We start from the raw sequence: 23611 nt of genomic DNA, 5'->3' as shown, positions 1-23611 counted from the left end.
ATTCTCGTATATGAAAGTAGATAAGGGAAAGTGTAAAGTAATTTCACCATAATAAAACCTTCATCGAGTTATTAAATTAAGGAGTTATGAAAAAAGTCATCTTCATTTTGGTACTGAGTTTGTTTACTGTTTTTTCTTTCGCTCAAAAAGGAAAAAAACGAATAGCGGAATTTAACTTAGAAAAAAAGGCAGCCATTCAAGGCTATGACCCTGTTGCTTATTTTACTCAATCAAAAGCGATGAAAGGCAAAAAAGAATATTCGACCAATAATGAAGGAGTGCGGTATCTTTTTTCCTCTTCAGAGAACAAGGAGTTGTTTTTAAAAACTCCAAACAAATACGAACCAGAATATGGTGGTTGGTGTGCTTATGCCATGGGACTTTCTGGTGAGAAAGTTTCGATAGACCCTAAAACGTTTAAAATTGTTGACGGAAAGTTATATTTGTTCTACAATGCTTTTTTCAATAACACTTTGAAAGATTGGAATAAAGACGAAGCAAATTTAAAAACAAAAGCCAATTCTAATTGGAAGAAAATTACTCAATAAAAAAGCTTAAATTTATAAAATAATCGTTTTGTTTATTTTTATTCTGAAAGTTGTCAGTTTTTGGGCTTTTGAAAGTCTATATAACAAGAATAGAGAAATCACTTAGAAAATTTACCCCAATATGCTTAAACAGTCTGTAAATAATAGTTTGAATGAATTAGTTCATTTGTTGGATGAATTGTCCAATGAAGAGTATTCAAAGTCATGCGCTACCTTGAGTAATTCTAGTATTGGCGAACACACAAGGCATATTATAGAAATGTTTCAATGTTTGCAAAATAATTATGATTTGGGTGTTGTGAATTATGATAAACGAGAACGCAATCATCAAATCCAAACCGATACACAGTTTGCAATTCTACAAATTGAAAATATTCAAAAAGCGGTAGACAAAGGCGATAAAAAAATGCAGTTACAACAGATTATTGATGGTGATGAACTAAGTATCGAAACTAATTATTATCGGGAATTGTTGTACAACCTAGAACATTGTATTCATCATCAAGCCTTAATCAAAGTAGGCGTACTTCAGAATTGCAAAATTGTTTTGAATGAAAACTTTGGAGTCGCTCCCTCTACAATTGAATACAGGCAACAATGTGCACAGTAAGTTTTGTAAAATCTGGGAATAAAGTAATTGTTACCTCCAATCGTGACGAAAGTGTTGTAAGATTGAATGCGATTCATCCAAAAAAATATACTATAAAAGATAAAATTGTTATCTATCCCAAAGACCCCAAAGCTGGAGGGACTTGGTATGTTGCGGACCAATGTGGAACGATTTTAGTTTTACTTAATGGCGCTCAGGAGAAACATCAAATGGCTCCTCCTTATCGAATGAGTAGGGGATTGATTGTTTTGGATATAATAGGTAGTCAATCTGCAGTCGATTTTTGGAAAGGGATTGATTTAGACAACATCGAACCGTTTACTTTGGTTTTGTACCAAGAAGAAAATTTGTATCAATTGCGTTGGGATGGAAAACAGAAAGAAACATTGTCTTTGGATACCGATAAAAAACACATTTGGGCATCGTCTACTTTGTATCCTGCGGCAATTCGAGCAAAAAGAGCTGAATTATTTCATGAATTTCTGGATAAAAAAGAACAGGTGTCCGAGGAAGAATTGTATCAGTTTCATCGCTATACAGATGCTGATAATCCCGAAAATGGTTTGATAATCAATCGCAACAATGAACTAAAGACGTTGAGTATCACACAATCTGTTTTGGAACACAATACATTGGAAATGAAACATTATGATTTGATACACAACCAAGAATACAATACCTCAATTGCAATTATTAAAAAGTTAGCCCATTGACAATCTACAATCGCATTCCACTTTTTTTTCATAAAATTACCCATTGGGAATATTGGCCATATCAATTGGTCTATATTCCAATTTGGTTTTTGTTGGTTTTTTATATCATCAAAGCAAAGTCTTTCTTCTTTTTTAGCGCCTCCAATCCTTCGATAAAAAATGGTGGGTTTATTATGGAGTCCAAAAAAGAAATTTATGATTTAATTCCGCAACAATATTACCCTAAAACGGAATTGATAAAGGAAAGAACTACGTGGCCAAAACTAGATGAAGCTCGAATGAAGTCAGGAATTCAGTTTCCCTTCATTGCTAAACCCGATATAGGTCTAAGAGGTTCTGCAGTAAAAAAAATCAATTCGCTTAATGACTTATTCAATTACAGTCAAAAAGCTGATTTTGACTACTTAATCCAAGATTTGATTCCGTTTGAAAATGAAGTTGGGATTTTTTATGTGCGGTTTCCAAATGAAGCGAAAGGCAAAATTACAGGAATCGTTTCCAAAGAATTTTTGGTCGTGACCGGAGATGGAAAAGCTACGATTGCAATATTGATTAGCCAAAATCCGCGTTATGCTTTACAATATGAAGTTTTAAAAAAGGAATACGGAAATGAACTAGGCACAATTTTGCCTCTAGGCGAAAAACGAAACCTAGTTCCCTATGGTAATCATGCTCGAGGCGCCAAGTTTGTAGATGGAAGTGATTGGATTACGCCAGAATTAGAAACTGTAATCAATGATGTTTGTGTTCAAATTCCAGGATTTTACTTTGGACGATTGGATGTTATGTATGATAGTTTAGAAGATTTTAAACAAGGAAAAAACTTTTCTATTGTAGAGCTAAACGGAGCAGCTAGTGAGCCTACACACATCTATGACCCAAAGCATTCGTTATTTTTTGCATGGAAAGAATTGGCGCGACATCTTAAATATATGTACCAAATAAGTATGCTGAATAATAAAAACGGAATTCCGTTTTTACCTCACAAAGTAGGCATGCAAGAAATGCGATTGCATTTTGAACAATCCGCCAAAATAGTTAATTTTTAATCCATGCAAGTAGTTAAAAATATAGCGGTAGGTTTTATAGTTAGCTTTTTGGGCTCTTTGCCTTTGGGTTTTCTTAATATTGTTGGGCTTGAAGTTTATGGAACTTTAGGCTTAAAAGCAGTGTCGCTCTTTATTCTCGGAATTATAGCTATCGAAGCCGTTGTTTGTTATTACACTTTGATTTTTGCCAATGAGTTGGTTAGAAATAAAAAACTTATGAAGTGGATTGATGTTTTCGGAATCTTTTTTTTTCTAATCATCGCCTTTGTTTTTTATAATCAATCAACCGAAACAGGTCATAGCAGTGGTTTTTTGCAAAATTATCAAGGTTGGAATATGTTTTGGTTGGGTGTTTTCTTGAACTGTCTCAATTTTTTACAAGTTCCGTTTTGGCTAGTGTGGAATCTCTATTTCATCAACGGCAAATACATTAGTATTCATAAACGATTAAAGTTGTATTATGTTGGAGGCACGATGGTAGGCGTATTTATCGGAATGTTGTTCATTATTTATTTTCTAGACAAAATATCCAAGCAAATTGCCTTTTTGACCGATTACTTAATTCCTGTTATTTTTCCAGTGTTTTTTGTTGTAATGGCTATAATTCAATCCTATAAAGTGTTTCAAAAGTACTTTTCAAATAAAATCCATTTGGAACCATAGAAAATAGGTTTTGTTTTGTTGTAGGAGAGGTGAATTACAAAACAATAAATAATTTTAAGCTAGTAAGTGTAAATAGAAATTGGTAACCATTAAGTTAATCTCTTAATAGCGTATTATTTTAGCCTTAAATTTATCTCATTTTGATTATAATGTCAAGAATGATGAGAAATAAGTCCTATTGTCAGTTCGAGGTATAATTTTTTTCAAAAAATACAATATAAAATGATGTTACCTTTGCTAATAACCTGATTTAGAATTAGGCAGTGTAACAGTAAATCAAATTAGTGTTAATTACCTGAGTTCGAGTTTTGTTTCAAAGTATTATAGTATGCAATATTGGTGAGTTCGCTTAAGATGAATTTCCCCCATGGTAGTAATATCTTTCACATAGTATACTTTGAGCCTATTTCTATTTCATTAATTCGAGAGCGATGAGTAGTTTAGAGAAAATTATTAAAAATTGTGCTGGTATCGATATTGGTAGTGAAAAAGTTTTTGTTGCCATTGAATCAGAAGAAGTAAGAAGTTTTCGAACTTTTACAAGATCTTATAGAGAGTTGGGTATTTATTTGCGGGAACACTCTATAACTCATGTAGCAATGGAGGCAACAGGTGTATACTGGATTACTCTTTATGATATTTTAGAAGCAATGGAATTTGATGTTACTTTAGTTAATCCAGCAGATAGTTAAAATTTACCTGGTAGAAAAACTGATGTACAAGATTGCCAATGGATACAACAGTTATTTAGTTACGGTTTACTAAGGAAAAGTTTTGTTCCTGATGATATTGTTCGAAAGTTGAGAGTTTATACTCGTATGCGTGAAGATAAATTACAAATGGGATCTTCACATATACTTCATATGCATAAAGCATTAGTACAAATGAATATTCGTCTTAAAGATGTTTTATCCCAAACCCATGGTGCAAGTGGAATGAAAATGATAGAAGCTATTTTAGAAGGAGAAAGAGATCCGCAAGTTTTATTAAGTTATTGCACTAAAGATTTACGCAAAAGAAAAGCAGCAGATATTTTATTGGCTTTGGAAGGTAATTACAAAGAGGAATATATTTTTGAACTGCAACAGGCACATGATGGATACCTGCTTTATTTAAACCAAGTGCAACATTGTGATAAGGAAATTGAAAAAATACTTATACAATTTAAGGACAAAACGAATAATGATTATCAAGACGATAATAAAATAAAACCGATTAGACATAACAAGCCTGATATAGAAAACTTACATAATTTGTTAATGGGAATTCATGGTGCAAACCCTACTGTCTTGCCAGGACTTACTGATTATAGTCTAATGCGATTAACAGCAGAACTAGGTAATAACATAAAGCAGTGGCCAAATGTTAAAGCATTTGTATCCTGGTTGGGATTAGCTCCTGGAAAGCATCAATCAGGGAAAATGAACAAAAGAAGCAAAAAAAAAGCGATGACAAGATCAGGTCAAATATTCAAACAAGCAGCTCAAAGCTTATTAGTTAGCAAGCAACCAGGTTTAGGAGCTTTTGCAAGAAAACTTAAAGCAAGAAGAGGAGCAGCAATAGCAATCAAGGCAAGTGCAAGAAAAATAGCAGAACTCTATTATAAAACATTTGATAATGGAATGCAATATGTCGAAAAAGGAGTAGAAATATATTTACAACATCAAAAAGATCAACAAATTAGATTTCTAACAAAAAAAACTAAAGAATTAAATTTGCAACTAATTGATATTTAGCGACATACATAAAAACGTCAATGGTAGCGAAGTCGAGAACCACAACAGCATCTCGACTTCGCTACCTATGACGTTTTGCTTTAAATACCTGAATTACGAATACTTAAAAAAACACACCCCTAGCCCCTCTCAAGAGGGGAATTAGAAGTACAAACATTCATATAACGTCATTTTATATTGCATTTTTTAGAATAAAAATTACTCCTCTATGTGACAAAAAAACAGTTGACTATTATATGTTTTTCAAATGTGTTTGATGATTCTAATTTTCATAGTCAATCGAATACACTATCAGCTCGAGCAAAATTCGTGGAATTAGTCTTTTCTCCCTGTTGAAATTAGTGGCAATTTGTGAAATTCGTGTCAACTTTTATTTTTTTGTGGATAATTGAAAGCGAACAGCTAGTACTTGTTCTTAATTTCGTTTGGTATTAATCGAATTTATGTATTTTTGTTTTATGAAGAACATTATTATCACCGGAACCAGTCGTGGAATTGGTTATGAATTGGCATTGCAATTTGCCAATGCAGGGCATCAAGTTTTGGCACTTTCGAGAAAAACACCTCGTATCTTAATAGAACACAAAAACATCACTTGTCTATCGGTTGATTTGTCGACAGAAAATGATTTAGATAAAATCACCAATTTCATAGCGACTAGCTGGAAAAATGTAGATGCCGTTATTCACAACGCAGGAAGTTTGGTCAATAAACCATTTGCAGACTTAACGCAAACTGATTTTGAAAACGTATATAAAGTCAACGTTTTTGCAGTAGCTAACTTGACCCGAATATGCTTGCCGTTCCTCCAAAAAGGAAGCCATGTTGTTACGATTAGTTCGATGGGCGGAATCCAAGGGAGTCTAAAATTCCCAGGATTAGCAGCTTATAGCTCTAGTAAAGGTGCGGTAATTACCCTTTCAGAACTATTGGCCGAAGAATATAAAGAGCAAGGAATTGCATTCAATGTATTAGCTTTAGGAGCTGTTCAAACCGAAATGCTTCAAGAAGCTTTTCCGGGTTATCAAGCACCAGTTTCTGCCGAAGAAATGGCCAATTACATCTATGATTTTACCCTTACAGGAAACAAATATTTTAATGGAAGAGTGATACAAGTTACATCATCGAACCCTTAAATTAGTTATGAATTATTAGTTATGAGTGACAGCATCGTTAAAAATAAGAGTTAATTAATTATTAGTAATAAATTATGAGTGATAGCATCGTTAAAACCAAGAGTTTTGATTTGGCAGTGAGTGGCGTTTTTTTCTATAAACATATTGTGAATGAAAAGAAAGAATATATCATGAGCAAGCAGTTTTTACGTTCCATAACCTCTGTGGGTGCAAATGTTCGTGAAGCTGTAAATGCACAAAGAAAACCTGATTTTATACATAAATTAGCTATCGCTCAAAAAGAGTGTGATGAAACTATGTATTGGCTAGAACTACTACAAGCAACAGATTATATCTCTCACGAAGAATTTCAAAAAATTCATAATCAAAGTCATGAAGTGCTTAAAATAATTAGAAGTATCATCATAACCACCAAGAAAAACCTCGAAAAATAAAGACAACAACTTATACGCACCAGCAACTCATAACTCATAACTAATTTGCAAGGAACCTTAACCAAATACATTCCAGATTTCGCCGTCGTACCCGCTTTTGAGTTGATTGTGACACATGGCGTGCATCTAAAAATCGTTAACGAGCGATCGACTCGACATGGTGATTACCGCAAAGCCTTAAACGGAAAACACGAAATCACCGTCAACGGCAGTTTGAATAAGTACCGTTTTTTGATTACCCTTATTCACGAAATTGCGCATCTAGTAGCTTTCGAAAAATACGGTCGCAACATCAAACCCCACGGAAACGAGTGGAAACACACCTTTCAGCAGTTGATGGTGCCGTACATTCGTCCCGAAATTTTCCCCAACCAATTGTTGCCACTTTTGGCGAGGCATTTCAGAAATCCTTCCGCCAGCAGCGACACCGACACCACCTTGTCTTTGGCACTCAAACAATTTGACCAGCAAAGTGACGACAAAAATTATGTTTTCGAAATCCCCTACGGCACCGTATTCCGAATCAAAAACGGAAAAGTTTTTAAGAAAATGGCCGTTCGCACCAAACGCTTCGAGTGCATCGAAATTAGTTCTGGCAAAACCTATTTATTCAACCCCAATGCCGAGGTAGAAATTATTCAGGTTTAAAATTTGGAGCGAAAGTTTAGGCTTTTTCAGGAGAGTTGGGTTCCCGTCTTCGGCTATATCTCTCCACTCCGTTACGAGGATACCGCCTTAACCGGGGCTAGGGAGGTAATTTAGTTTTCTATTTGCTTTCATCGTAAAATCACTTTGTCAAATAAAATGCGGAGAATAAGATTTAAAATATTCTATTCAAAATTAATTCACCTTTGTTCGAATCTAGAGCTTGCAGAAATTTGTATTTTAGTGAAATAAAGCAATGCTTTTTAAAAGCAAACAACTTATGAAAAACAACCTAGGCTCCATATCACTTATAATCGCTTTCTCAGGCTTAGTGCTGTTCGAACTGCTTGTCCGCATGGATTTCCTAGTCCATCCAGGTTGGAAAATCGTTATAGCAGGTTTTGAGGCGGCAACTATTGGTGGCTTTGCTGATTGGTTTGCGGTCAGTGCTTTGTTTCGGGAGATTCCAATTCCGATTGTGCGGAAGCATACTAATATCATCGCTAAAAATCGAGAGAAACTAACGGAGGGAATTGTTGATTTGGTGACAAATAAATGGCTTTCGCCAGAAGTGATTTCGGGCAAGTTGAGCGAAATTAATTTAGTCGAAAAGATAGTTCAGTTTCTGAAAAAGCCAGACAATCAAAAGAAGTCTATTGAAGTCGTTCAAAAAATAGTTTTGATACTTGCGGATGATTTAGATAGTCCAAAATTGGCGGCGAATTTAAAGACGATTTTTACGAAGCAAATTGGTCAATTGGATTTGGCTGCTACTATGGGAGAATGGTTGGAGAAATCGATTAAAAACGGCGACCACAACCAGATTTGGGACTTGATGATTCAGGCTGGCTCAAAAGCGATTGAAAATCCAGAGACCAAGGAAATGTTACTCGATAAGTTACAATTTGCCGCTACGGAATATGGCGACAAAAGCATGCTTAAAAAATTCACACTATTTCTAGCAAAAACTAGTGGCGGAATAGATTTGGATGTCATAGCCGATGATTTGCTTGCAAAGGCGCAGGACTTTATTATAGAAGCGCAATCCAATCCTGAGCATCCTATTCGAAATAAATTTGACAACTGGATACTGGATTTTGCACACAAATTGGCTACGGGAGACGAAGAAAGCAAAAAATTGGTGGATAATTTTATCAATGGTTTTACTGAAAACGCCGATTCCGAAAAAATGATTCAGAAGCTATTGGTGAATTTCAAACAAACACTTACCGAACAATTGGAGAATGATGAAACGCCGCTGATGCAATTTGTGATTTCCAAGCTGAATGCTATATTATCCGACTTAGAACAAAATCCAGAAACACAAGCAAATGTCAACCGTTGGATAAAAGATACGATTTCGAACTTGATTACCGAGTTTCACGGTGAAATAGGGAATATGGTTCGTGACAGTCTCGTTAAATTAGACAATAAGGAATTAGTCGATCAAATTGAGGACAAAGTGGGTAATGATTTGCAGTATATTCGACTCAATGGCGCCGTTGTTGGTGGTTTGGTTGGTATTCTAATTGCTGTTGTTAAATTGGCTTTGGAGTAAGGTAGAGTTTTTTTTTGTAGGTAGTTTACTCATTAGGTTAAATTAATAGTAAAACATTAATTTCATACTAAATCTGTCACACTGAGCTTGTCGAAGTGCAATCCAAAAAAGCTTCCCTTTGAGAAAAGTCTTCGACAAGCTCAGACGGACAAAGTGGTATTACATTATAGTAGAAGATTAGGACTAAGTTATGAACCTGTTAGGGGAGCTTTGTTCAAAATATATTATTTTAAAGCAACAGTTTTGACCATTTGAAGTAATGAGATATTACTTTTATAAATACAAAAAAAGCACAGTCGCATAAAACGTACAGTGCTTTTTTTGTTATGGAAATAATAAGTTGTTTTTTAGCCCCGATAGAAACGAAAATCCTTTTGTGACGGCCTTCCGGAACAAAAGATTATAGTGAATAGCGGGAGGAATCGTAATTATGAAATCTGATTTCCTGCTCCTAATTTTATTTCTTCAAATGCGCTTCGCGAACTTTTTTGAATAAGTTGGACGAATACACAAATGCGGTTACGGCTTCGTTATCGGTATAGAAAATTTCGTCTTTGTTACCTTGCCATTCTTTAAGTCCGTTTTTTAGGAAAAGGATGTTGTCGCCAATTTCCATAACCGAGTTCATATCGTGGGTGTTGACCACGGTGGTGATGTTGTATTCTTCGGTGATTTCCTTGATGAGGTTATCAATAAGGATGGAAGTGTTTGGGTCCAATCCAGAGTTGGGTTCGTCGCAAAAAAGGTATTTGGGATGGTTGACAATCGCACGGGCGATGGCAACACGTTTCTGCATTCCGCCAGAAATCTCCGAAGGTAATTTTTTGTGAGCATCAATAAGGTTAACTCTTTTGAGAACAAATTCAACTCTATCGGCAATCTTTTCTTTGTCGTCGTTGGTGAACATTTTTAACGGGAAAGCTACGTTTTCGCATACGGTCATCGAATCAAACAAAGCACTGCCTTGAAAAACCATTCCGATTTCGGTACGTAATTCTCGTTTTTCGACTTCTTCTAAATCGGAATATACTCTGCCATCGAAGATGATCTGTCCAGCTTCTGGCGTGTGAATTCCCAAAAGACTTTTCAGTAAAACGGTCTTTCCAGAACCACTTTGCCCAATGATAAGGTTGGTTTTTCCTGTTTCAAAAACGGTGGAAATACCTTTTAGGATTTTGTTCTCGCCAAACGATTTCTCTATGTTTTTTATTTCTATCATGCGCTCAGTAATAATTGCGTTAGAATATAATTGAATAAGATAATGCTAACGGATGTCCATACAAAAGATACGGTACTTGCTTTACCTACTTCCAGTGCGCCACCTTTCATATAGTAGCCGTGAAAGGAGGGTATGGTTGCCAATAAAAGGGCAAATATGAGTGTCTTGATAAAGGCATAGGTTACGTGAAACGGAATAAAATCCATTTGCGCGCCAGTAATAAAGTCGTCGGCCGAGGTGAAACCTCCATAAACACCAGCAATCCATCCACCTAGGATTCCGAGGAACATGGCAATGCCGATTAAGAAAGGATATAAAAGTAGGGCAATTATTTTTGGAAAAACCAAGTAGTTTAGTGAGTTGACACCCATAACTTCTAATGCATCAATTTGTTCGGTTACGCGCATCGTTCCAATACTAGAAGTGATGAACGATCCCATTTTTCCCGCCATAATTACAGAGATAAAAGTAGGCGCAAACTCTAGAATGATCGATTGACGTGTAGCAAATCCGATTAGGTATTTTGGAATTAAGGGATTGGTTAAGTTTAAAGCCGTTTGAATAGCAACAACTCCACCTACGAAAAAGGAAATGAAGGCCACAATTCCAAGTGAATCAATGATTAAGTCGTCAATTTCTTTAAAGATAAGGTTTCGCATTACCGACCATTTGGTTTGCTTGCTGAAAATTTCCTTTATCATTAGGAAGTATTTCCCTATTTGTGATATGTATCGAATGAGCATCATAATATGTGAATATGGGCTAAATTACAAAAATAGTTAGGAGTTATAAGTTATGAGTTATGCCTTTTTCCTAGAAAAGCTTCTCTTTCATTTTTTGTAGGCGGTACTTACGAATGAATTTGGCTTGTTCTGCCGTAACTAATAAAGGTGTTTTGGCTACTTTGGCTTTCATGAATCCGGTGATGTAATCAATGAAAAGCAATGGTTTTTTTTTCATCATTGCCAGTTTTGCCGATGCAATTGCAGTAATCAAAAAACCGTATCCTAAGGTGTAAAAAGCTTCGCCTTGTTTGTAGCGTGCTGTTTTGTTATAATTTGCACCTGTTGGTTTGAGGTGTTTTACTTTTAGCGATTGGTCGGTCACGACTTTCCAGTTGTAGAATTTACAAAGTAATTCGTCTACGGTATCCCAACCCATGGCTGGTTTTAGGCCGCCAATTTGTTTGTAGGTTTCTTTTCGGTACGCTTTTAAGGCGCCACGAATATGGTCTTTATCGGTTAGATTTTCTAAAACAAATTCGCCGTTTTTGTCGATATAGCAAAATCCACCTGCCATTCCGATGCGGTCATCGGACTTGAAATGATTGATGATAGTTTCGAAATAATTAAGCGGAAAAATTAAATCGGCATCAATTTTTACTAGAATGTCGTATTTGTCATCGATGTGTTTTTCGCCTTCGTGAAACGCTTGAATCACCTTACTTCCTGGCATGTGTACAGCCGAAGATTTTTTGTTGACCAAAGTGATATAAGGATATTTTGCGGCGTATGATTTCACGATTTCCTCAGTTCCATCAGTAGAGTTGTCATTGACCACAATCACTTTTGTTGGAGGAACGGTTTGCCCTACCAAAGAATCTAAGGTTAAGGAAATGAATGCTTCTTCGTTATGAGTGGGAATGACTAGGTAGTAGTTCATTTAAAAAATTTTAGATTTTAGATTAATGATTCTAGAATGCTGATGTCGCACTAAAATCAAAAATCAAAAATAGTTAGTCGAAATTCGTTAATCTATTTTGCTTTTTCAGCGTAAACCATATAGTATCTTGGTGTGAAGTAACGCAAAAGAGGTCTGAAACCTATTTTTTTGACCGGATGTGTGAATTTTTCTCTTGCGGTGATTTTCCAACCTGTTTTTTCGAGTAACCAGTCCAATTGCCAGTCTTCAAATTCGTGGTAATGTCTGTCCCACATGTCTATTTTGCTTCTGTAGGCTGATGAAAACCAAAGTCGCAACGGAATTGAAATTAACAATTTATCACATTTTACATTTTCTAAAATTGTAAATGGATTTAGTAAATGTTCGAATATTTCGAAAGCGGTAAAGACTGTATATTGTTCCGTTTGTAAAGCGGTTTGGTCTTTGTCAATATCTTCTCCAGTTGTGTTTTTGACGGTGTAGCCATTCTCGACCATGATTTTGGAAAAGGGATTGGGAACTCCTAAATCAAAAATAGTTTCGGAAGTTGAAACGTGTTTTTGTAAAAATTCTAGAGTGTGTTTGAATCGCTTGTTGGGAAATGTTTTTTCGTACATAGTTATTGCCAAGAACGAACTGATTTATCGTTCATTAAATTAGTGGTTTGATTTCCGTTGCTTCCAATTTTGAATTGGAAATTGTGGTGCAAATATAGTGATAAATGTGTTTTGTGTTGCTTTTTTAGCCTAGATAGGGGCAAAGTGTCGGGACTTAATTAGCTCCTGAAAATTTATAACCACAAATTGCACAAATTTTCACAGAGTAATTTGTGGAAATTTGTGCAATTTGCGGTTAATTTTTATCTTTTTAATATCTGTAAACAAACGCATTAATGTTCATTCCTGCGCCAACTGAGGCAAAAATCACCACATCGCCTTTGCTGATTTCATGGCCTTCGATTTGACCGTTGACTAATAAATCGAAAAGTGTTGGTACTGTGGCAACACTGCTATTTCCTAACTCCTGAATGCACATTGGCATGATATTCTCTGGCGTGGGTAGGTCGTATAGTTTGAAGAAACGAGCTACTATGGCTTCGTCCATTTTTTCGTTGGCTTGGTGTATCAAGATTTTTTTGACATCGGTAATGGCAACACCACTTTTATCTAGACAGCTTTTCATGGCAGTAGGAACATTGCTGAGTGCAAATTCGTAGATTTTACGTCCGTGCATTTTGATGTAACGGGTGTCTGGATCCAAATTGGTATTATATGATTTCCCGAAAAATAAGTAACCTGCCTCATCAATGGCGTAAGTAGCGCTTTCGTAGGCCAATAATCCAGTTTCATCCTCTGAAGCTTCGATAATCGTTGCTCCAGCACCATCAGAATAAATCATGGAGTCACGGTCGTGGTCGTCAACTACTCTCGAAAGAGTCTCTGAGCCAATAACTAAACAACGTTTAGCCATGCCTGATTTGATAAAGGCATTGGCTTGCAATACGCCTTCAATCCATCCTGGGCATCCAAAAAGCAAGTCGTAAGCCACGCATTTTGGGTTTTTGATTTGCAATTTATTTTTGACACGAGTCGCTAAACTAGGCAACATATCAGACTGAAGTGCCCCTTTTTTAACATCGCCAAAGTTGTGAGCAAAAATGATATAGTCAATTGTTTCTGGGTCGATGTTTGCGTTTGCAATTGCTTTTTGAGCTGCGAAAAAAGCTAAATCCGATGAGTTGTATTGGTCTTCGGCATAGCGTCTTTGTTCAATTCCTGTAATCCCTTTGAACTTATGAATAATAACATCATTAGGGTATTTAAACGGACTTCCATCTTCGTTTAAGAATTTATGCTCGGAGAAATCGGTATTGTATATTTTGTTATCAGGAATGTAACTTCCTGAGCCTGTTATTTTTATGGTCATGGGTGTGTTGTGAAATAATTAAGGCAATGTAAGGATTATATGAAGAACAAATTACTATGGATGCATAATTGTAAATTTAAAATTCTTACCACTTTGAAACCTTGTTTTGTTGTGCAATTGTTTGTGTTTTCGTTGTTTTAGTAACAAAATTGAAACGAGTTAATCAGGATTGTATTTTCGAAAAAAAAACAGCAAATAAAAACGTCCCGAGTAATCGAGACGTTTTTTGAGTATTGTTTGGATATTAACTTTCCATATACGCTTCAATAGGAGCACAGCTACATACTAAATTTCTATCTCCAAAAGCATCATCGGCACGACGTACAGACGGCCAGAATTTGTTGTCGGCAATATAGGGTAGCGGGAAAGCTGCTTTTTCTCTGCTGTATGGCAAAGACCAATTTTCGGAAGTAAGCATTGCTAATGTATGAGGTGCGTTTTTCAAAACGTTATTTTTATCTTCGATAGAAGCTTCTTCGATTTCTTTACGAATTGAAATCATGGCTTCACAAAAACGGTCTAGTTCTTCTAAGTTTTCACTTTCTGTTGGTTCAATCATCAAAGTACCGGCTACTGGGAAAGAAACTGTAGGAGCGTGGAAACCATAATCCATCAAACGCTTAGCGATATCGGTAACTTCGATTCCTTTTTGTTTGAAAGGGCGACATTCCAATATCATTTCGTGAGCCGCACGACCCATTTCGCCAGAATATAAAGTATCGTAGTGACCGCTTAGTTTTTCTTTAATATAGTTCGCATTCAAAATAGCGTGTTCTGTAGCTGATTTTACACCTTCGGCACCTAGCATTTTGATATAACCATAAGAAATCAAACATACTAAAGCAGAACCCCAAGGAGCTGCAGAAATAGCAGAAATAGCACTGTCTCCACCAGTAGGGATAACTGGGTTTGTTGGTAAAAATGGTGCTAATTGTGGCGCAACGCAAATAGGTCCTACTCCAGGTCCACCACCACCGTGAGGAATAGAGAATGTTTTATGTAAGTTCAAGTGACATACGTCAGCACCAATAGTAGCAGGATTTGTTAATCCTACTTGAGCGTTCATATTGGCACCATCCATATACACTTGTCCTCCGTTATCGTGAACAATTTTAGTAATTTCTTTAATCGCACTTTCGTAAACACCGTGAGTCGAAGGGTACGTAATCATCACACAAGATAAATTGTCTTTATGTAAAATCGCTTTTTCGCGTAAATCTTCAACGTCGATATTTCCGTTTTCTAGTGTTTTGGTAACTACTACTTTCATTCCTGCCATCGCTGCAGATGCCGGATTGGTTCCGTGAGCAGAAGATGGAATCAAAGCGATATTTCTGTGGTTGTCACCTCTAGACTCATGATATGCTTGTATCACCATTAATCCTGCATATTCTCCTTGTGCACCTGAATTGGGTTGTAAAGTAGTTGCTGCAAAACCAGTGATTTCGTTCAATTGCTCTTCTAGTTTTTTCAACATTTCTTGGTATCCTTGCGCTTGGTCCAAAGGAGCAAACGGGTGAATACTGTTCCAGCTTGGTGCGCTTAATGGCAACATTTCGGCAGCAGCATTCAATTTCATCGTACAAGAACCTAGAGCAATCATGGAGTGATTTAAAGATAAATCTTTACGCTCCAACATTTTGATGTAACGCATCAAAGCGGTTTCCGAATGGTATTTATTAAATACTTCATGTTGTAAAAACGATGAAGTTCTGATTAAACTTTCTGGAAAATGATTGGTAGTAGATAATTTACTAACGGTGATGGTTTCCACTCCTTTTGCTTCAGCAAAAATAGAAACAACTTTGTTCAAGTCTCCAAAACCAATAGTCTCGTTCAAGGAGATAGAAACCGTATCTTCAGTTGGGTAAAAGAAATTCACTTCATTTGCCTCGGCGATTTCTCTAACTTTTTTAGCGTCTGCTTTAATAACAATAGTATCAAAGAAAGCTGTATTGGTTTGCTCAAATCCTAATTTTGCTAAAGTATTTGTCAAAGTCACTGCTGAAGCATGTACTTTGTTGGCAATATATTTTAATCCTCTTGGCCCATGAAAAACAGCATACATACTTGCCATTACAGATAGTAAAACCTGCGCTGTACAAATATTAGACGTTGCTTTGTCACGCTTTATGTGTTGTTCGCGGGTTTGTAACGCCATACGTAGTGCACGATTTCCATCAGTGTCAACGGTAACTCCGATGATTCTTCCTGGCATCGAACGTTTGTAATCATCTTTTGTAGCAAAATAAGCCGCGTGAGGACCACCGTAACCTAACGGGATTCCGAAACGTTGTGTAGTTCCAAAAACGACCGCAGCGCCCATTTCTCCCGGAGGAGTTAGTTTTGCCAAACTCAAAATATCAGCAGCAACGGCTACTTTAATTTCGTTTGCAGCAGCTGTTGCAATAAATTCGGTATAATCGTTTACTTGTCCAAATTTCCCTGGATATTGAAGCACTGCTCCAAAAAAGTCAGATGAAAAGTCGAAAGTTTCGTGGTTTCCTATTACTAATTCCACTCCAATCGGTGTAGAACGCGTTTGTAAAACTGATAAAGTTTGAGGTAAGATTTCTTCCGAAACAAAGAATTTACAAACATTGGCTTTCTTTTGGTCTCTTGATCTAACGTCAAATAACAATGCCATAGCTTCTGCTGCAGCGGTACTTTCGTCCAAAAGCGAAGCGTTAGCGATTTCCATTCCCGACAATTCGATTACCGTGGTTTGGAAATTCAAAATTGCCTCCAAACGACCTTGTGCAATTTCGGCTTGGTATGGCGTGTAGGCCGTGTACCATCCTGGGTTTTCAAAAACATTTCTTTGAATAACAGCTGGAACGATAGCTTGATTGTATCCTAAACCTATATAGGTTTTGAACATTTTATTTTTATTTCCTAAAAGCGTAATATGTTTTAAATATTCATATTCCGTCATTTCAGGATCTAATTTCAGAGGTGCTTTTAGACGAATATCATCCGGAAGTGTCTCATAGATGAGTTGTTCTATGGAGTCCACTCCGATTGTTTTTAACATTTTCTGTACATCGGATTCCTCTGGACCTATGTGTCTTAAAGCAAAAGCATCTGTTTTCATTCGAAGATATTATATGTTTTTTTCGTGGTGCAAAAATAAACATAATTACTTTTTAAATCATGGTTTTTTAGGATTCATTTTATATGTGTAAAATGATTTAACAAATAGTATTGTAAAATCCCTATTTTTGTTAGATGTTTCGTCTTCAATCACTTTTCGATTTCTATATTAAATCCAGCATTCACGTCGCTTTGTCGGTTTATGCTTTGGTACGAATGACGCAGTTTATGTTCGAAATTCCGTATGATAAACCGATTTCGTTTTTTGCGTTCTTCGGAACCATAGTAGGGTATAATTTTGTGAAGTATGATGCTTTGGCAAGAGCCAAGAAAAGACAGATGCGCAAGGAATTGAAAGTTATTGCAGCATTTAGTTTCTTATGTTTCGTAGCTGTTGGGGTAAGTTTTTTTATGTTAGAGCGAGTGACACAAATGGTAGCGGTGGGTGTTTTGATTTTAACCATGTTGTATACTTTACCTTTTTTTCCGAATCGAAAGAATGCTCGCAATTGGGCAGGTGTTAAAATTTATATTGTCTCTTTGTGTTGGGTAGGGGTGACTTTATTGTTGCCTTTGGTGGACGCACATCAGGGCTTAGGACTTGATTTTTACCTAAAATGCATTCAAAGGTTTATTTTAGTTTTCGACCTTATTTTAATTTTCGAAATAATAGACTTAAAAAATGATGACCCTCATTTAAAAACCGTTCCACAGCAGATAGGAGTGAAGCGCACCAAACTATTAGGATTGTTATTATTACTGCCTTTTTATTTCTTAGAATTTTTTAAATCCCATTTTATCGAAAAGCAGTTGGTTGTCAATTTGATATTGGTGGTTATTTTGTCACTTTTCTTGGTCTTCGCCAATGAAAAACGCTCGAGATATTACACTTCTTTTTGGGTCGAAAGCGTTCCGATTATTTGGTGGTTAATGGTTGTTTTTCTGTGAAAAATGTGATTTTGGTGATTACGTTCACCGAAATTACTATAAAATTGGTGAATACGTTCACCAAAAACACTATAAAATTGGTGAATAGGAATTATAACACTACCTTTGTTTTAAATATAGTGTCATGATTTTAAGAGAATTAACAGAGCGAGTAAAAGCAAAATTAAACAAAGGCAAGGCAATCCTGCTTATTGGACCAAGGCAAGTTGGTAAAACTACTTTGGTCAATGCGTTGTTAGAGGGAATTCCATTTCTGTTTTTAGATGGAGATGATGCTGTCGTGGTCGATACTTTGGCGAATGCCAATACCGAAACCCTAAAAAGTATCATCGGGAATTACAAATACGTTTTTATTGATGAGGCACAACGGATTCCAAATATTGGTTTGAAATTGAAAATTATTGTGGACCAAATAAAAGATGTGCAAGTGATTGTGAGTGGTTCTTCTGCTTTTGATATCAATCACCTTACCCAAGAACCGCTTACTGGTCGCAAATTTGAGTATCATTTATTCCCGATTTCGTGGAATGAATTCGAGAACAATGTGGGTTACATTAAAGCGCAGCAGCAATTAGAACTGCGTTTGTTGTACGGAATGTATCCAGATGTGATCACCAATTTTGGAAACGAATATGAAATTTTGAAAAACTTAGTTTCCAGTTATTTGTACAAAGACGTTTTGAGTTTGGCGGGCATTCGAAAATCGGAAGTGTTGGAGAAAATCCTGCAAGCTTTGGCGTTACAAGTTGGGAGCGAAGTGAGTTATAACGAAATTGCACAATTAGTAGGCGTAGATAAAAACACGGTCAGTAATTATATTGATTTGCTCGAAAAAGCTTTTGTGATTTTTAGATTGAATAGTTTTAGTAAAAACATTCGAAACGAAATCAAAGCCAATCGAAAAATTTATTTTTATGATAATGGAGTGCGCAACATGCTTATTGGTAATTTCAATTCCTTAGAGTTCCGGCAAGACAAAGGCGCATTGTGGGAGAATTTTTTGGTTTCTGAGCGAATGAAAAAGTTGTCTTATGCCGATAGTTTAGCTCGTCCTTATTTTTGGAGAACGACTGCTCAACAAGAAATTGATTATATAGAAGCGAATGCCGATGCAGTGAGTGCTTTTGAGTTCAAATGGTCTCCATTGAAAAAAGTAAAACTTCCAAAATCATTTGATGAAGCTTATCATCCTGAATATTTGGTGGTTACTAAAGAGAATTTTAGGGAGTTTGTGAAATAAAAAAACCGGAGCAGCACTACTTCGGTTTTGCAAGGATGAGGTTGTCTAAGTGTTAATTCACCAATTTAGATATTTTTAGATACATATTCGAATGACTATAACTCGGAAATTGTTTTAAATAGAATTGTATTTTTGTTTTATCTACATTGTTATAAATGTAGTTTATTATACTTTCTATATCCTCTGTTTTATTTCTGTACTCATAACCAAATCTGAATAAAAGCTTAAAAAATTTAGACTCATTTAAACCAATTGCTATTTTTTTATATTCATTTACAAATGTTAAATTAGCGCTGTTTTGCAGCATGTCAAGCAAGTCTTGCTCTTTACCGTCTAGTTTTTTAATCTCAAAATAAAAATTAAATGCTTCCAAATCTCCACTTTGATAACTACTACGGGCATAGCTAAAAACAGACATTCTATATTTTTTGAATTCATCTATCGTTAAATTTTCCTTGATGAATAAATAGACTTCAATGTCATATATGAATTTACCATAAACACTATATAATTTGGCTAGCTTTTTATTGTCATTGGTAGCTTTATAAATGGTAACTAAATATTTAAGATAAGGGATGTTGAATTTTTCTTGATAATTACGAGCTATAATTTCTTCACAGTACAGTTCTACAGAGTCATGGTGACCGATTTTCATCAACTCGTCTAGCAGTTTGATATTGAAATCGTTTTCAAATAATCGAGGTCTAAATTTCGAAGCGTATTTTTCGAATATATCGTTTTCGATAATAATTTTTAATATGAATTCTTGTATTTCGATCCCGAATTTAAAATAGGGTAGCTCTGATTTCTCGCTAATTAAAGTAAGATTGTTTTCTAATTCTTCAACCACTAATTTCTGTTGTAAAGCATTAGTACTCGAAAAATCATATATTTTTTTACACTGTGTTAATTCATGTGTAAAGTGATTTTCTTTAAAGATTAACGAAAAATAGAACTGAACACTTTGTTTCCAGATTTCTATGTCCTTTATAGTGTATAGGTTTTTTATTAAAATCTCCAAAATAACTTCGCTAAAGCGCTTGATTCTACTGCTAGTAACGTAGTAATTTTGATCAATTATATGAAGTTCTCGTATCAAAAAGGATATTAGCTCATATTTTTTAGGCGTAATAGGAGGAAAACATAAATGCTCCACTAAATCTTTGCTAGATAAAGCGAGAGCATCTATAAATTTTTTAACTTCATTGGTTTCAATTTTTCGTCGCTTGCCAATTACCGATTGTAAACTTTCTTTAACGAGTTCCTTGATAAACGGAGTGTCAAATACCACTTGTTTGGCTCCAAAATGATTTTTAAACAAAAACGCCAATTCTTTATTAGTATTCAAAAGCTCAGAAATCCAAAAACGTAAGTTTTCATTGTCTAGAGAATTTAATATGGTATCAGTGTCAGATAGCTTTTTTGCTCTGGGTTTTTTAAGTACTTTTTTTTCTGTTTTATTTTCAGAAATATGCAAAACAAGTGCAACAATATGTTTGCAAACGCCGCCTTCTTCACAGTCGCAAATAGTGTCTACAATGTTTTTTCGGCTATTAATTACAATTTTAACATCGTAACTATTTGCAGCATCATCTACATACGCAACTGTTTCAAATTCACTTAACTGGTCTAAATCTCTAACGTGTAATTTAGATGCAGTTTTTATTTTCGAATGATTTTCTTTTATAAAAGCGGCTAAAGTCATTTGTATTACATTTTAAATTAGCCCCGCTCTTTTCAACAAAGCATCAGGCTTAGGTTCTTGTCCTCTAAAGCGTTTGTACAATTCCATTGGTGGTTCTGTTCCACCTTTAGAAAGGACATTGTCTTTGAATTTGGTAGCAACTTCTCTATTAAAAATTCCTTTTTCTTGGAAGAATTCAAAAGCATCTGCATCCAAAACTTCAGCCCATTTATAACTATAATATCCTGATGAATATCCACCTTGAAAAATATGTGAGAAAGCCGTACTCATAGCATTTTCGGCAACTTCAGGGTATAATCTAGTCGATTCAAATTGTTGGGTTTCGAATGCTTTGATAGAAGTAATTCCCGAAGGATCTTGTCCGTGCCAACCCATGTCTAAAAGTCCAAAACTCAACTGACGCATGGTAGCCAATCCTTCGTGGAAACTCGCGCTTTCTTTGATTTTTTCTACAAATTCTTGCGGTATCACTTCGCCTGTTTGGTAATGCGTTGCGAACAAAGCCAAAGCTTCTGGTGCGTAACACCAGTTTTCCATCACTTGACTAGGCAATTCTACAAAATCCCAAAATACCGATGTACCAGATAAACTTGGGTAAATGGTGTTGGCTAACATTCCGTGTAATCCGTGTCCAAATTCATGAAACAAAGTAGTAACTTCATTAAATGTTAATAACGATGGTTTAGTTTCAGTTGGTTTGGTGAAATTACAAACGTTAGATACATGAGGTCTTTCGTTAACGCCGTCTTTTACATATTGTGATTTGAAGGAAGTCATCCAAGCACCGTTACGTTTTCCTTTTCGAGGGAAAAAATCAGCGTAGAAAATAGCGACTAAATCTTTTTTCTCGTCGGTTACTTCATATGTCATTACCTCAGGATGGTATTTGTCAATGTCAAATATTTCGGTAAATGTTAAACCGTATAATTTATCAGCTATCGTAAAAGCACCGTTTAACACTTTTTCTAACTGGAAATATGGTTTCAACTTTTCGTCATCCAAATTGAATAACTGTTGTTTTAATTTTTCAGCATAATAGCCACCGTCCCATTTTTCCAATTGTTCGATTCCGTCTAACTTTTTGGCGAAAGCCGTCAACTCTTCAAATTCTTTTAGCGCAGCCGGTTTTGCTTTTGCTAATAAATCATTCGAGAACGACAATACTTTTTCAGGACTTTGTGCCATTCTTTCTTCCAAAACAAAATGGGCGTGAGTAGCGTAACCTAATAATTGAGCACGGTCAAAACGCAATTTGGCAATCTTCAAAACGATTTCTTGATTATCGAATTCGTTATTTTGAAAACCTCTTGCTCCAAAAGCAATCGCTAGTTTTTTACGCAAATCCCGATTATCAGCATAGGTCATGAAAGGTACGTAGCTTGGATGATCTAATGTGAAAATCCAACCTTCTTTTTCTTGGGCTTTCGCCAAAGAACGAGCGGCTTCGATAGTTCCTTCTGGTAAACCTGCTAAGTGGTTTTCATCTGTCAAATGCATTTCGAAAGCATTCGTTTCAGCCAAAATATTTTCGCCAAATTGCAAACTTAATTTCGATAATTCTTTATCAATAGCACGCAATTGGTCTTTTTTATCTTCAGGTAAATTAGCACCATTTCGAGAAAAACCTTTGTATTTTTTGTCCAATAAAGTGGCTTGCTCTGGTGTAAGTTCTAATGATTCTCTCGAATCGTAAACCGCTTTTACACGAGCAAACAAAACAGGATTCAGCGTGATGTCATTTCCAAAATCAGACAAAAGAGGTGAAGCTTCTTGAGCTATTTTTTGCATTTCGTCATTCGTCTCAGCCGAATTTAAGTTGAAGAAAATGCTCGATGCTCTATCCAAAATATCGCCAGAATAATCCATTGCGACAATGGTGTTTTCAAAAGTTGGTGCTTCAGGATTATTTGCAATGGCATCAATTTCAGCTTTTGCTAAAGCAATTCCTTCCTGAATAGCAGGTAAGTAATCTTCGTTTTTGATTTGCGAAAAAGGCGCAGTATTGTGTTTGGTTTTGAAGTATTTCGTTAAAATGTTCATGTCGTTATTTTTTTGTTTCGCAAAGATTCTCAAAGAAGGCACAAAGATTCACAAAACAATTTTGAGATACTTTGTGCCTTCTATATATTTTTATTTGTTTGGTAAAGTACTGATGAAAAGACATTATGAAACTCTGTGCGTCTTTGTGTACCTCTGCCTAATTACTTCAAACTAGCCGAAGCCTTAATCACGGCTTCTTTCAATTCTAATTTATACGCAATAATACGGTCAAGAACCTCTTTATTACTGCTACCAATAATTTGAGCGGCTAAGATTCCAGCGTTTTTAGCTCCGTTCAAAGCTACCGTTGCAACTGGAACTCCACCTGGCATTTGTAAAATAGACAAAACAGAATCCCATCCGTCAATAGAGTTACTTGATTTTACAGGTACTCCAATGACAGGTAGCGGAGACATAGACGCCACCATTCCTGGTAAATGAGCTGCACCACCTGCTCCTGCTACAATTACAGCTATCCCACGTGTATGAGCGTTTTGGCTGAAATCGAATAATTTTTCAGGTGTTCTGTGAGCAGATACAATATCTACTTCTACTTCAATGTTGAATGATTTTAATATATCGATGGCATCTTGCATAACAGGCATGTCAGAGATGCTTCCCATGATTACGGCTACTTTCATTTTTTTTGATGTTTTTATTATATATCTAATTAAATAATTTCAAAA

General features: G+C 35.7%; 21 protein-coding genes and 1 pseudogene. 13 read left to right on the top strand and 9 right to left on the bottom strand.

Features of this window, described 5'->3' with window-relative positions; genetic code table 11:
- Nucleotides 1-86: 86 nt before the first annotated feature.
- The 11 genes and pseudogenes from ABZP37_RS01375 (at nt 87) to ABZP37_RS01325 (ending at nt 9092) form a co-directional block, all read left to right on the top strand.
- The gene (locus tag ABZP37_RS01375) at nt 87-548 is read left to right on the top strand and encodes a YHS domain-containing (seleno)protein (protein WP_366184988.1); all 462 of its coding nucleotides are present in this window, start codon (nt 87-89) and stop codon (nt 546-548) included.
- A gap of 121 nt (nt 549-669) precedes the next feature.
- Complete coding sequence (locus ABZP37_RS01370) at nt 670-1158, top strand: DinB family protein (protein WP_366184986.1); 489 nt, start codon at nt 670-672, stop codon at nt 1156-1158.
- Entirely contained in the window at nt 1146-1871 is a 726-nt protein-coding gene (locus ABZP37_RS01365; protein WP_366184984.1) for an NRDE family protein, read from the top strand. The genes ABZP37_RS01370 and ABZP37_RS01365 overlap by 13 nt, the downstream gene beginning before the upstream one ends.
- A complete protein-coding gene (locus tag ABZP37_RS01360; RefSeq protein WP_366184982.1) occupies nt 1868-2920 on the top strand; it encodes a D-alanine--D-alanine ligase in 1053 nt (350 codons plus the stop codon). Before ABZP37_RS01365 ends, ABZP37_RS01360 begins: the two co-directional genes overlap by 4 nt.
- A 3-nt stretch (nt 2921-2923) precedes the next feature.
- Complete coding sequence (locus tag ABZP37_RS01355) at nt 2924-3583, top strand: hypothetical protein (protein ID WP_366184981.1); 660 nt, start codon at nt 2924-2926, stop codon at nt 3581-3583.
- Between the two features lie 431 nt (nt 3584-4014).
- Nucleotides 4015-4275 (top strand): transposase, encoded by a 261-nt coding sequence (locus ABZP37_RS01350; RefSeq protein WP_366184979.1) that lies wholly within the window; start codon nt 4015-4017, stop codon nt 4273-4275.
- A 24-nt stretch (nt 4276-4299) separates the two neighbouring features.
- A pseudogene (locus ABZP37_RS01345) lies at nt 4300-5319 on the top strand (transposase); the annotation flags it as partial.
- A gap of 458 nt (nt 5320-5777) precedes the next feature.
- The gene (locus ABZP37_RS01340; protein ID WP_366184977.1) at nt 5778-6455 is read left to right on the top strand and encodes an SDR family oxidoreductase; all 678 of its coding nucleotides are present in this window, start codon (nt 5778-5780) and stop codon (nt 6453-6455) included.
- Between the two features lie 74 nt (nt 6456-6529).
- A complete protein-coding gene (locus ABZP37_RS01335) occupies nt 6530-6889 on the top strand; it encodes a four helix bundle protein (protein WP_366184976.1) in 360 nt (119 codons plus the stop codon).
- Between the two features lie 45 nt (nt 6890-6934).
- Nucleotides 6935-7537, top strand: coding sequence for a SprT-like domain-containing protein (locus ABZP37_RS01330; protein ID WP_366184975.1), 603 nt, complete (start codon nt 6935-6937; stop codon nt 7535-7537).
- A 277-nt stretch (nt 7538-7814) separates the two neighbouring features.
- Nucleotides 7815-9092 (top strand): DUF445 domain-containing protein, encoded by a 1278-nt coding sequence (locus ABZP37_RS01325; protein WP_366184973.1) that lies wholly within the window; start codon nt 7815-7817, stop codon nt 9090-9092.
- Nucleotides 9093-9549: 457 nt separating this feature from the next.
- Here ABZP37_RS01325 and ABZP37_RS01320 read toward each other — a convergent pair whose 3' ends face one another.
- The 6 genes from ABZP37_RS01320 to gcvP form a co-directional block, all read right to left on the bottom strand.
- Nucleotides 9550-10311 (bottom strand): ATP-binding cassette domain-containing protein, encoded by a 762-nt coding sequence (locus ABZP37_RS01320; protein WP_366184971.1) that lies wholly within the window; start codon nt 10309-10311, stop codon nt 9550-9552.
- Entirely contained in the window at nt 10308-11057 is a 750-nt protein-coding gene (locus tag ABZP37_RS01315; protein ID WP_366184970.1) for an ABC transporter permease, read from the bottom strand. The genes ABZP37_RS01320 and ABZP37_RS01315 overlap by 4 nt, the downstream gene beginning before the upstream one ends.
- 67 nt (nt 11058-11124) lie before the next feature.
- Nucleotides 11125-11973 carry a glycosyltransferase family A protein gene (locus tag ABZP37_RS01310; RefSeq protein WP_366184968.1) on the bottom strand — a complete coding sequence of 283 codons (849 nt, stop codon included), beginning with the start codon at nt 11971-11973 and terminating at the stop codon, nt 11125-11127.
- Between the two features lie 92 nt (nt 11974-12065).
- Complete coding sequence (locus ABZP37_RS01305; RefSeq protein WP_366184966.1) at nt 12066-12590, bottom strand: methyltransferase; 525 nt, start codon at nt 12588-12590, stop codon at nt 12066-12068.
- A gap of 250 nt (nt 12591-12840) precedes the next feature.
- A complete protein-coding gene (locus ABZP37_RS01300) occupies nt 12841-13899 on the bottom strand; it encodes a ketoacyl-ACP synthase III (RefSeq protein ID WP_366184964.1) in 1059 nt (352 codons plus the stop codon).
- 244 nt (nt 13900-14143) lie between these two features.
- Nucleotides 14144-16993: an aminomethyl-transferring glycine dehydrogenase gene (gene gcvP / locus ABZP37_RS01295; RefSeq protein WP_366184962.1), complete on the bottom strand. Its 2850-nt coding sequence runs from the start codon at nt 16991-16993 to the stop codon at nt 14144-14146.
- A 134-nt stretch (nt 16994-17127) separates the two neighbouring features.
- Here gcvP and ABZP37_RS01290 point away from each other — a divergent pair, with 134 nt between their 5' ends.
- Entirely contained in the window at nt 17128-17940 is an 813-nt protein-coding gene (locus ABZP37_RS01290; RefSeq protein WP_366184961.1) for a hypothetical protein, read from the top strand.
- A gap of 124 nt (nt 17941-18064) precedes the next feature.
- Nucleotides 18065-19180, top strand: coding sequence for an ATP-binding protein (locus tag ABZP37_RS01285; RefSeq protein WP_366184959.1), 1116 nt, complete (start codon nt 18065-18067; stop codon nt 19178-19180).
- A 52-nt stretch (nt 19181-19232) separates the two neighbouring features.
- On the opposite strand, the gene ABZP37_RS01280 is transcribed toward ABZP37_RS01285, so the two are convergent.
- The 3 genes from ABZP37_RS01280 to purE form a co-directional block, all read right to left on the bottom strand.
- On the bottom strand, nt 19233-20885 hold the full coding sequence (locus ABZP37_RS01280) for a hypothetical protein (RefSeq protein ID WP_366184957.1): 1653 nt from the start codon (nt 20883-20885) through the stop codon (nt 19233-19235).
- A 12-nt stretch (nt 20886-20897) separates the two neighbouring features.
- Nucleotides 20898-22925 carry a M3 family metallopeptidase gene (locus ABZP37_RS01275; protein WP_366184956.1) on the bottom strand — a complete coding sequence of 676 codons (2028 nt, stop codon included), beginning with the start codon at nt 22923-22925 and terminating at the stop codon, nt 20898-20900.
- Between the two features lie 161 nt (nt 22926-23086).
- Nucleotides 23087-23566: a 5-(carboxyamino)imidazole ribonucleotide mutase gene (gene purE, locus ABZP37_RS01270; RefSeq protein WP_366184954.1), complete on the bottom strand. Its 480-nt coding sequence runs from the start codon at nt 23564-23566 to the stop codon at nt 23087-23089.
- Between the last annotated feature and the right edge of the window lie 45 nt (nt 23567-23611).

The organism is Flavobacterium ovatum (assembly GCF_040703125.1).
Lineage (GTDB): Bacteria > Bacteroidota > Bacteroidia > Flavobacteriales > Flavobacteriaceae > Flavobacterium > Flavobacterium ovatum.
This window is presented reverse-complemented; position numbering and strand designations above follow the sequence as displayed.

Excerpts from the sequence above, each read along its gene's own strand:
- ABZP37_RS01375 (WP_366184988.1), top strand. The coding sequence starts at position 87 with ATGAAAAAAGTCATCTTCATTTTGGTACTGAGTTTGTTTACTGTTTTT.
- ABZP37_RS01370 (WP_366184986.1), top strand. The coding sequence starts at position 670 with ATGCTTAAACAGTCTGTAAATAATAGTTTGAATGAATTAGTTCATTTG.
- ABZP37_RS01365 (WP_366184984.1), top strand. The coding sequence starts at position 1,146 with ATGTGCACAGTAAGTTTTGTAAAATCTGGGAATAAAGTAATTGTTACC.
- ABZP37_RS01355 (WP_366184981.1), top strand. The coding sequence starts at position 2,924 with ATGCAAGTAGTTAAAAATATAGCGGTAGGTTTTATAGTTAGCTTTTTG.
- ABZP37_RS01350 (WP_366184979.1), top strand. The coding sequence starts at position 4,015 with ATGAGTAGTTTAGAGAAAATTATTAAAAATTGTGCTGGTATCGATATT.
- ABZP37_RS01340 (WP_366184977.1), top strand. The coding sequence starts at position 5,778 with ATGAAGAACATTATTATCACCGGAACCAGTCGTGGAATTGGTTATGAA.
- ABZP37_RS01335 (WP_366184976.1), top strand. The coding sequence starts at position 6,530 with ATGAGTGATAGCATCGTTAAAACCAAGAGTTTTGATTTGGCAGTGAGT.
- ABZP37_RS01325 (WP_366184973.1), top strand. The coding sequence starts at position 7,815 with ATGAAAAACAACCTAGGCTCCATATCACTTATAATCGCTTTCTCAGGC.
- ABZP37_RS01320 (WP_366184971.1), bottom strand. The coding sequence starts at position 10,311 with ATGATAGAAATAAAAAACATAGAGAAATCGTTTGGCGAGAACAAAATC.
- ABZP37_RS01315 (WP_366184970.1), bottom strand. The coding sequence starts at position 11,057 with ATGATGCTCATTCGATACATATCACAAATAGGGAAATACTTCCTAATG.
- ABZP37_RS01310 (WP_366184968.1), bottom strand. The coding sequence starts at position 11,973 with ATGAACTACTACCTAGTCATTCCCACTCATAACGAAGAAGCATTCATT.
- ABZP37_RS01305 (WP_366184966.1), bottom strand. The coding sequence starts at position 12,590 with ATGTACGAAAAAACATTTCCCAACAAGCGATTCAAACACACTCTAGAA.
- ABZP37_RS01300 (WP_366184964.1), bottom strand. The coding sequence starts at position 13,899 with ATGACCATAAAAATAACAGGCTCAGGAAGTTACATTCCTGATAACAAA.
- gcvP (WP_366184962.1), bottom strand. The coding sequence starts at position 16,993 with ATGAAAACAGATGCTTTTGCTTTAAGACACATAGGTCCAGAGGAATCC.
- ABZP37_RS01290 (WP_366184961.1), top strand. The coding sequence starts at position 17,128 with ATGTTTCGTCTTCAATCACTTTTCGATTTCTATATTAAATCCAGCATT.
- ABZP37_RS01285 (WP_366184959.1), top strand. The coding sequence starts at position 18,065 with ATGATTTTAAGAGAATTAACAGAGCGAGTAAAAGCAAAATTAAACAAA.
- ABZP37_RS01280 (WP_366184957.1), bottom strand. The coding sequence starts at position 20,885 with ATGACTTTAGCCGCTTTTATAAAAGAAAATCATTCGAAAATAAAAACT.
- ABZP37_RS01275 (WP_366184956.1), bottom strand. The coding sequence starts at position 22,925 with ATGAACATTTTAACGAAATACTTCAAAACCAAACACAATACTGCGCCT.
- purE (WP_366184954.1), bottom strand. The coding sequence starts at position 23,566 with ATGAAAGTAGCCGTAATCATGGGAAGCATCTCTGACATGCCTGTTATG.